The 8,086-nt window shown below is 69.0% G+C and carries 7 protein-coding genes; 4 read left to right on the top strand and 3 right to left on the bottom strand.

Features of this window, described 5'->3' with window-relative positions; all coding sequences use genetic code 11:
• Positions 1-411 (bottom strand): hypothetical protein (locus tag VHB27_RS11190; protein ID WP_325600319.1); only part of this gene is annotated, 411 nt, incomplete at its 3' end.
• Positions 412-683: 272 nt separating this feature from the next.
• Positions 684-1,529, bottom strand: a complete 846-nt coding sequence (locus VHB27_RS11185; RefSeq protein WP_325600317.1) for a VOC family protein — start codon at positions 1,527-1,529, stop codon at positions 684-686.
• 180 nt (positions 1,530-1,709) lie between these two features.
• Between VHB27_RS11185 and VHB27_RS11180 the strand changes: the two genes are divergently transcribed.
• Positions 1,710-2,450 (top strand): SDR family NAD(P)-dependent oxidoreductase, encoded by a 741-nt coding sequence (locus VHB27_RS11180; protein ID WP_325600315.1) that lies wholly within the window; start codon positions 1,710-1,712, stop codon positions 2,448-2,450.
• 45 nt (positions 2,451-2,495) lie between these two features.
• Here the strand turns inward: VHB27_RS11180 and VHB27_RS11175 are convergent, their stop codons facing one another.
• Positions 2,496-3,653 (bottom strand): AAA family ATPase, encoded by a 1,158-nt coding sequence (locus VHB27_RS11175; protein WP_325600312.1) that lies wholly within the window; start codon positions 3,651-3,653, stop codon positions 2,496-2,498.
• Between the two features lie 122 nt (positions 3,654-3,775).
• Here VHB27_RS11175 and VHB27_RS11170 point away from each other — a divergent pair, with 122 nt between their 5' ends.
• The 3 genes from VHB27_RS11170 to VHB27_RS11160 all read left to right on the top strand — a co-directional run bounded on the left by VHB27_RS11170 (position 3,776) and on the right by VHB27_RS11160 (position 8,085).
• On the top strand, positions 3,776-6,091 hold the full coding sequence (locus tag VHB27_RS11170; RefSeq protein WP_325600310.1) for a xanthine dehydrogenase family protein molybdopterin-binding subunit: 2,316 nt from the start codon (positions 3,776-3,778) through the stop codon (positions 6,089-6,091).
• A gap of 132 nt (positions 6,092-6,223) precedes the next feature.
• Entirely contained in the window at positions 6,224-6,988 is a 765-nt protein-coding gene (locus tag VHB27_RS11165) for a glycosyltransferase family 2 protein (protein WP_325600308.1), read from the top strand.
• Positions 6,988-8,085 (top strand): hypothetical protein, encoded by a 1,098-nt coding sequence (locus VHB27_RS11160; RefSeq protein ID WP_325600306.1) that lies wholly within the window; start codon positions 6,988-6,990, stop codon positions 8,083-8,085. Before VHB27_RS11165 ends, VHB27_RS11160 begins: the two co-directional genes overlap by 1 nt.
• Position 8,086: the final 1 nt, after the last annotated feature.

The following is an 8,086-nucleotide window of genomic DNA, read 5'->3' as shown; positions in this document are numbered from 1 at the left end:
GATGGTCGGCGAGGAGCCGTCGGTCTTCTGCTTGTAGGCCTGGCTGCCCGGCCCGACGATGGTCGGCGAGGAGCCGTCGGTCTTCTGCTTGTAGGCCTGGCTGCCCGGCCCGACGACGGTCGGCGAAGAGCCATCGGTCTTTTGCTTGTAGGCCTTGGAGCCGGAGCCGACGATGGTCGGGCTCTCGCCGTCGGTCTTCTGCTTGTGGGCCGCGCTGGCGTGCGTCGTCGTCTTGTGCGCCGCCGTCTTCTGCTTGTAGGCGTGGGAGCCGGGGCCAACAATGGTCGGGCTCTCACCGTCGGTCTTCTGCTTCGTGGTACTGGTCTGCGCGAAGCTCGGCTGGGTCATGAGCGGCACGCCAGCCAGCAGGGTCGCTGTCGCTAGGGCCGCGATAAACGTACGGGTTTTCATGTGAGTTCCTTCAACCAAAACGTCGATGGTAGCTGCCTGTCAAACAGCCTTCCACTTACGGCTGCCAACATAGTGTGGGTCTATCGCAAAGACACCATTCGTTTTTAATTATAACGCGTATGGGTTGAGCCCCCCGGTTCGATCCCGATGCGAAATCAGCACGATGGCGAGCCGAGCCTGCTCCTTCCACCCCACACCTTAAACGGTATTTAAGCGATCCGTAATACCACTTCAACCGGCGGGAGAAGCGCCTCCCAAGCCCTTGCAACTCCTTAGATGGTGAACTCGATCGTGACCCCGAACGCCTCGGACGCCGGTACCAGGACGCTTGTGCCGATCCGGTCGATGCCGCGGATTCCGCCGGCTTCCAGCGCGCGTTCCGCGGCGTCCAGCGAAACGGTCCGGACGCTCAGCGCGGCCATGTAGTCGGGGCGGCCACGGCTTTCGGCGGCGGCGTCGCCGAACATCTCCCACAGCGCGGCGGGCGTCACGACGTCGAAGCGGGCCAGACCCACGATCAGTGCAAAGCCGTCATCCATGGGGCGCACGGTCTCGGGACCGAACATGCGCGCGAACAGCGCCGCCAGCGGCGCCGGCTCCTGCGCCGCGATCACCGCACGTGCGACGCCCACGGCGCCGTTGGCGTGGTGGCGCCAGGCGTCGCGCCAAACCAGGTCGCGGGTCAGGTGCTGGCAGAAATAGAGCCGGCCGGCCGGGACCGCCTCCCGCCTCAGCCGCGTGGTGCGGAAGGTCGCGTCCGCCCGGCGGCCGTCGACCTCCACCGGACGGGAAAACTGCTGCGGCGGGTCGATCGGCACCCCGGCCTCCTGCAGCGCGGCATAGGTCGCGGCGGCGTCCTCCGAGGCGAAGACCAGGCCGTCGAGCCCGACCGGCGCAGCCATGACCTCCGGCCGGTCCGCCGCCCCCGGCGGGACGGCGATCAGCTCCAGGTAATCCGTGCCGAACATCGCCAGGTGGTTCATCGAACCCAGCGTGTGATAGCCGCGCGGGGTCAGCGTGAACCCGAGGCGCGAATAGGTCTCGGCCGCGGTGTCCAGCCGGTCGCGCGCATTGACGACGACGTGGTCGAGGGTCGGGACGGGCAGGATATGCGGCATCCTCTGGGCTTTCGGTCTGGACGCGGCTGGGCGCGCCTGCAGGGGCTTCATTCGGCTGGCATGGTGGGCGATCACGCCCTTGGCCCGCAAGCGGGATGCACGTCCGCGGGAAAACCGCTATGGTGTCCGCCTGCCCGTCGCGGACGCAGCGTCCGCATGGGGCGCATGGGGAACCCTCCGATGTCAGGCGCCGACCAACCCGTCCTGTTGCTTACCGGTGCCAGCCGCGGCATCGGCCACGCCACCGTCAAGCGGTTCGGTACCGCCGGCTGGCGGGTGCTGACCGTTTCGCGCCATGCCTTCGATCCCCGCTGCCCCTGGCCGGGCGGGGAGCAGAACCATGTGCAGCTCGACCTCGCGGACGTCGAAGCGGTGCGCGAGGCGGTGCCGCGGATCAAGCAGATGGCCGGCGGCCGGCTGGACGCGCTGGTCAACAACGCCGCGATCTCGCCCAAGCACCCCGACGGCGGCAAGATCAACAGCCTGGAGATGGCCTATGCCGACTGGCTGCATATCTTTAACGTGAACTTCTTTTCCGCGATCCTGCTCGCCCAGGGGTTCGCCGATGCGCTGATCCAGTCGCGCGGCAGCATCGTCAACATGACTTCGATCGTCGGCTCGCGCGTGCATCCTTTCGCCAGCGCGGCCTATGCCACCTCCAAGGCGGCGCTGGCGGCGCTGACGCGGGAGATGGCGAACGACCTCGGCCGCCATGGCGTGCGGGTGAATGCCGTTTCCCCCGGTGAGATCGACACGGCGATCATCTCCCCCGGCACCGAGGAGATCGTGAACCGCGACATCCCGCTGCGGCGCATGGGCAAGCCATCGGAAGTGGCGGACCTTTTGTTCTTTCTTTGTTCGAATCAGGCGCTCTACATCTCCGGGTCCGAGGTGCATATCGACGGCGGCCAGCGCGTCTGAGCCGGTCTGCGAGGAGGCGCCTCGAGAGGGCTGTCGCGAAAGGCGCTATCGTGTCGGCCAGGTCCAGGCGATCGGCGCCTCGCCGTCCGTTCGGGTCTCGCCCAGTTCCTTCACCAGCACGATCGATCGGGCGCCGCCGTGCCGCAAGGCCCGCACCAGCCGTTCGGCGTGTGAAACCACGATGACCTGCGATTTGTCCGACGCCCTGGCGATCAGCCGGGCAAGAGGTTCCAGCAGGTCGGGATGCAGGCTGGTCTCCGGCTCGTTCAGCACCATCAGCGGCGGCGGCCGCGGCGTCAGCAGCGCCGCCGCCAGCAACAGATAGCGCAGCGTTCCATCCGACAGTTCGGCGGCCTTCAGCGGACGCAGCAGCCCATGCTGGCGCATCTCGACCTCGAAATAGCCATCGGTGTCGGATACGCCGATCGTCGCGCCGGGAAACGCGTCGGCGATGGCGGCGTCCAGCGCCTCATGGGCGCCGATCTCCTGGATCGTGGCGATGGCGGCGGCAAGGTCCGCCCCGTCCCCCGCCAGCACCGCCGTATGCGTGCCGACCTGCGCGCGGCGGGCCGGCGCTTGCGCGTCGGTGCGCAGGTGGTCGTAGAACCGCCAGGCGCGCATGGCCTCCCGCATCGCCAGCAGGTCGCCGCCGTCGCGCGGATCGGCGCAGTACGTCAGCATGCTGTCGTACGTCGCGAGGTTCACCGCCGCTTGCTGCCAGGCGCCCGCCCGGTCGCGCACCCGGACCGATGGCCCTCGGCGTTCGGCGAATACGCTGGACGGCCGTAACGCCAGGCCGGTCCACAGCGATTCCGCCTTGATCACCGGGTCCTTGAGGAACCGTCCCGCCGGCGGCTGGGGCAGTCCCAGGTCGATTGCGTAGCCATAGGACTCGGACGCGAAGCCCAGCCGGACGCTGACCGGATGCTTCCGCGTGGTCCCCTGGACCGGCAGCAATCCGCGCCGAACCGCCGCCGAGATCGTCTCGGGACCCGCCCACAGCGCCGACGGCAGCCCGCCTTCCTGCGCCAAGGACTGGATGACCCGCCCCTGGGCGATATCGGCCAGCAGGCGCAGTCCGCGATAGAGGCTGGACTTGCCGCTGCCGTTGGCGCCGGTGATCACCGTCAGCGCATCCAGCTCCAACCGCACGTCGCGCAGCGAGCGGTAGCCGGCTATGGACAAAATCCGGATCGGGGCCATCTGAGGGTCACGATACCACGCATCACCCCCTCGCGCAGGGCCGCCTGGTCCCGCGTGCCTTGCCTTTACGTCTGCCGAGACGGATGTATGGCAAGTTTCACAGACCTTCATGGGACGACAGCATGCCAGACGGGATGGATTTCGGGCGCTTCGGCAGCGGGCGCGAAGTACGGCGCATCGAGGACGCGGGTCTGCTCGCCGGCAAGGGCCGGTTCACCGACGACGTCACGGTGCCCGGCCAGGCCGTCATCGGCTTCCTGCGGTCGCCCCACGCGCATGCCCGGATCGTTTCGATCGATACCAGTGCGGCAGCGGCGATGCCGGGCGTGGTCGCCGTCTTCACGGGCGCGGACCTGCTGGCCGCCGGCGTCGAGCCGCTGCCGATCGGACCGATCTTCAAGCGCCCCGACGGATCGCCCGGCGCGACGCCGCTGCGGCCCGGCCTGGCCCAGGACACGGTGCGTTTCGTGGGTGAGGCCGTGGTCGCCGTCGTCGCCGAGACCGCCGAGGCCATGCGCGACGCGATCGAGGCCGTGATGGTCGAGTACGACGAACTGCCCCCCGTCGTTACACTGGCCCAGGCGACCGCCGAGGGCGCGCCGCTGGTCTGGCCCGAGGCGACGGGCAACGTCGCCGCGCAGATGACGCATGGCGACCGCGCCGCCTGCGACGCGGCCTTCGCCGCCGCCGCGCATACCGTCTCGCTGGAGCTGAAGAACCAGCGATTGGCGCCGGTATCGATGGAACCCCGAGCCTCCCTGGCGACGCCCGAAGGGAACCGGACCACGCTGCGCGTCTCCAGCCAGATGCCGTCGGGCCAGCGCGACACGCTGTGCGCCACGCTGGGGTTGGAGAAGGAGGAAATCCGCGTCGTGGTCGGCGACGTCGGCGGCGGGTTCGGGATGAAGACGGGCCTGTACCCTGAGGACATCGTCGTCGTCCATGCTGCCCGCACCATCGGCCGTCCCGTGAAGTGGACGCCCGCCAGGATCGAGGAGTTCCTCTCCGCCACCCATGGCCGCGACATCGAAACCCATGCCGAACTGGCGCTGGACGCCAACGGCAAGGTCACCGGGTTCCGCATCCGCACGCTGGCCAATGTCGGCGCCTATGGCGGCACCACCGGCATGATCATCCAGTTGATGATCGGTCCCTGGGTCTCCACCAGCATCTACGACATCCGCACCATCGACTTCGCGATGTCGGCGGTGCTGACCAACACCGCACCCACCGCCGCCTATCGCGGCGCGGGCCGGCCGGAGGCGATCTATATCATCGAACGCCTGATGGACGCCGCGGCACGGAAGCTGGGCCTGGATCCCGCCGAGATCCGTCGTCGCAACGTCATCGATCCGGGCCTGATGCCCTACAAGAACGCCATGGGCCAGGTCTACGATTCGGGCCAATTCGGCTCGATCCTGGAACAAGGCCTGCAACTCGCCGACTGGGACGGCTTCGCGGCGCGCGAGGCCGAATCGAAAGCGCGCGGCAAACTGCGCGGACGCGGCGTCGCCTCCTTCCTGGAATGGACCGGCGGCAACGCGTTCGAGGAGCGCGTGACCTGCGAGGTTTCCGCCGACGGGACGATCGAGGTCTATGCCTCCACCATGCCGATGGGGCAGGGGATCGCGACCTCCTATGCCCAGCTCGTCGTCGACACGTTCCAGGTCGAGATCGAGCGGATCCGGATCGTCATGGGCGACACCGATCGCGGCCAAGGCTTCGGCAGCGCCGGGTCGCGGTCGCTGTTCACCGCCGGCAGCGCGATCCGGCATGCGTCGGAGACGGCGGTCGCGAACGGCAAGGACCTGGCGGCCGAGGCGCTGGAAGCCGCCGTCGCCGACATCGAATACGCCGGCGGCCTGTTCCGCGTCGCCGGCACCGATCGAGCGATCGGCCTGTTCGAGCTGGCGGGGCAGCAGCCGGAGAAGCGGATTTATGTCGATGCCACCAGCAAGGTGAACGGGCCAAGCTGGCCGAACGGCTGCCATGTCTGCGAGGTCGAGATCGATCCGGAGACCGGTTTCGTCGAGATCGTGTCCTACAAATCCGTCAACGACGTCGGCCGCGTCGTGAATCCGATGATCGTGCGGGGACAACTCGACGGCGGGGCGGTGCAGGGGATCGGCCAGGCCCTGGGCGAATTCATGCAATACGATGTTGAGTCGGGCCAGGTGACGACGGCGAGCATCATGGACTACTTCATGCCGCGCGCCGAGATCATCCGTGACTTCGAGCATCGGCTGGACCAGTCCATCCCATGCCTCAACAACCCGCTGGGCGTGAAGGGAGTCGGGGAGCTCGGCACGATCGGCGCGACGCCGGCGGTGGTGAATGCCGTCGCGGATGCGCTGGTGCGGGCGGGACGGGCGGCGCAGGCGAAGACGCTGCAGATGCCGCTGACCCCGCCGGTGGTCTGGGCGGCGCTGCACGGATAGGCGCCGCTCGGCGACCGGCCGGCAGGCGTCGCCGTGTGGGCATGCGGACGCCGATAGTTACGCCCGCCGATTTATGCCAGAAGACTGACCCAGCCGCTCGGCTGACGGCCGGCGCGGCGCAACGGGTAGCGCATGACGAGGACGACGATCCTGATGCCCATGGCCGGCGCCGGCCAGCGTTTCCGCGATGCCGGGGAAACGCGGCCCAAGCCGCTGGTCCCCGTCCTTGGCGTTCCGATGGCGCGTCTCGCCGCCCAGTCGCTCCGCCGCGGCGTCCCCGATGCGGCGGTGGTCTGCGTCATCCAGGCGGCACATGATGCCGCGTACGGCCTCGGCGCCCGCCTGCGCGCGGCGTTGCCCGGGGCAAGGATCGCCACGGTCCCGGCGCCGACCGGGGGCGCGCTGGAGACCTGCCTCGCCGCCGATCCGCTGGTCACCGACCGGACGGGCCCGCTGGTGGTGATGGATTGCGACCTGACCTTCGCCGCCCCGGCCTATTGCGACCGACTCGGCGCCATGCGGGACACCGCCGGACTGCTGCTGTCCTTCCGCTCGCGCCTGCCGCGCTACAGCTATGCCCTGGTCGAGGCCGGCCGCGTCGTCCGCACCGCCGAGAAGGACCCGATCTCCGACCACGCCCTGATCGGCGCTTACGGGTTCGCCTCCGCCGACCTGTTCTTCGGCGTCGCCCGTGCGATCGTCGGCGAGGGCCGGCGGGTGGGGGGCGAGTTCTACGTCTCGGCCGCCTTCAACGTGCTGATCGCCCGGGGCCTGACGGTGCGGCTGGAAGACGCCGACGCCTACTGGTCCTTCGGCACGCCGGAGGAACACGCCGCCGCGGTCGCCGATCCCGCGCTGGCGGCGCATGTCCGGACGCTTCTGGAAGGAGGCCCGTGATGGAGACCACCGCCGACATCACCCTGATCGTCCCCTGCGGCGCGCCGCTGAAGCCCGGTTCGGAGCGCCGCCCGAAATGGCTGCTGACGACGCCCGCTGGCCAATTGCTGGTGGCGCGCGCCGCCGAGACCGTGCCGCGCGCCCGCGTCCGCCGTACGATCGTCGTGTTCCTGCGGGAAGCGGAGACCCGGTATGGCGTCATCGCCGCCCTGCGCCGCGCCTTCGATCGCCCGATCGAGTGCGTGGTGCTGGACGAACCCACGAACGGACCGGCGGCCACCGTGCGCACGGCGATCGAGCGGGCCGGCGTCACCGGCCCGATCTGCATCAAGGACAGCGACTCGTTCTTCTCCCTGCCCGACGGCGTCCCGGACGGATCGTTCCTGGCGGTCGCCGACCTGCGGTCGATGGCCTCGGTCTCGGAACCGGGGCGCAAGAGCTATGTGCGGCTGAACGAGCAGGGGCTGGTCGCCGACATCGTCGAGAAAAACGTCGTCTCCAACTTCATCTCCGTGGGCTTGTACGGGTTTTCCGATGCCGCCTTGTTCCGGCGGGCCTATGACGCGCTGGCGGGGCTGACCGGCGGCGCGCAGAGTTTCGTTTCCCACGTCATCAAGGCGGCGATGATGGAGGGCCACGTGTTCCAGCCCGTCCATGCCGGCGACCTTGTCGATATCGGCACGCGCGCCGACTGGAATGCCTATCGCGCCCGGCTGCCCGCGATCGTGCTGGACATCGACGGCGTGGTATTCCGCAACCAGAGCGAATTCTTCCCGCCCTACTGGGGCGACCCGGTCGAGCCGATCGAGGCGAATGTCGCGCATATCCGTTCCCTCCAATCAAGCGGCGCCCAGCTCATTTTCATGACCGCCCGGCCGGAAGCCCACCGTGCGGCGACGCTCGCGGCGTTGGAGGCGGTGGGGCTGCAGGTGCATGCGCTGGTGATGGGCTGCCTTCACGGGAGGCGCTACCTGGTGAACGACTACGCGCCGTCGAACCCGTACCCGTCCGCGGTCGCGGTCAACCTGCCGCGCAACGGCGCCAGCCTGCCGGATGTCCTGCAGGAGGATCACCGCCTGCTGGACCGCGAGCCCTGAC

The organism is Rhodopila sp. (assembly GCF_035548235.1).
In the GTDB taxonomy this organism is placed as follows: Bacteria; Pseudomonadota; Alphaproteobacteria; order Acetobacterales; family Acetobacteraceae; genus Rhodopila.
Note: the sequence above shows the minus strand (reverse complement) of the source record. Positions and strands in the feature narration are given on the sequence as shown.

What these genes read in the sequence shown, in the direction of transcription:
- VHB27_RS11185 (WP_325600317.1), bottom strand. Translation starts at nt 1,529, where the DNA reads ATGCCGCATATCCTGCCCGTCCCGACCCTCGACCACGTCGTCGTCAAT.
- VHB27_RS11180 (WP_325600315.1), top strand. Translation starts at nt 1,710, where the DNA reads ATGTCAGGCGCCGACCAACCCGTCCTGTTGCTTACCGGTGCCAGCCGC.
- VHB27_RS11175 (WP_325600312.1), bottom strand. Translation starts at nt 3,653, where the DNA reads ATGGCCCCGATCCGGATTTTGTCCATAGCCGGCTACCGCTCGCTGCGC.
- VHB27_RS11170 (WP_325600310.1), top strand. Translation starts at nt 3,776, where the DNA reads ATGCCAGACGGGATGGATTTCGGGCGCTTCGGCAGCGGGCGCGAAGTA.
- VHB27_RS11165 (WP_325600308.1), top strand. Translation starts at nt 6,224, where the DNA reads ATGACGAGGACGACGATCCTGATGCCCATGGCCGGCGCCGGCCAGCGT.
- VHB27_RS11160 (WP_325600306.1), top strand. Translation starts at nt 6,988, where the DNA reads ATGGAGACCACCGCCGACATCACCCTGATCGTCCCCTGCGGCGCGCCG.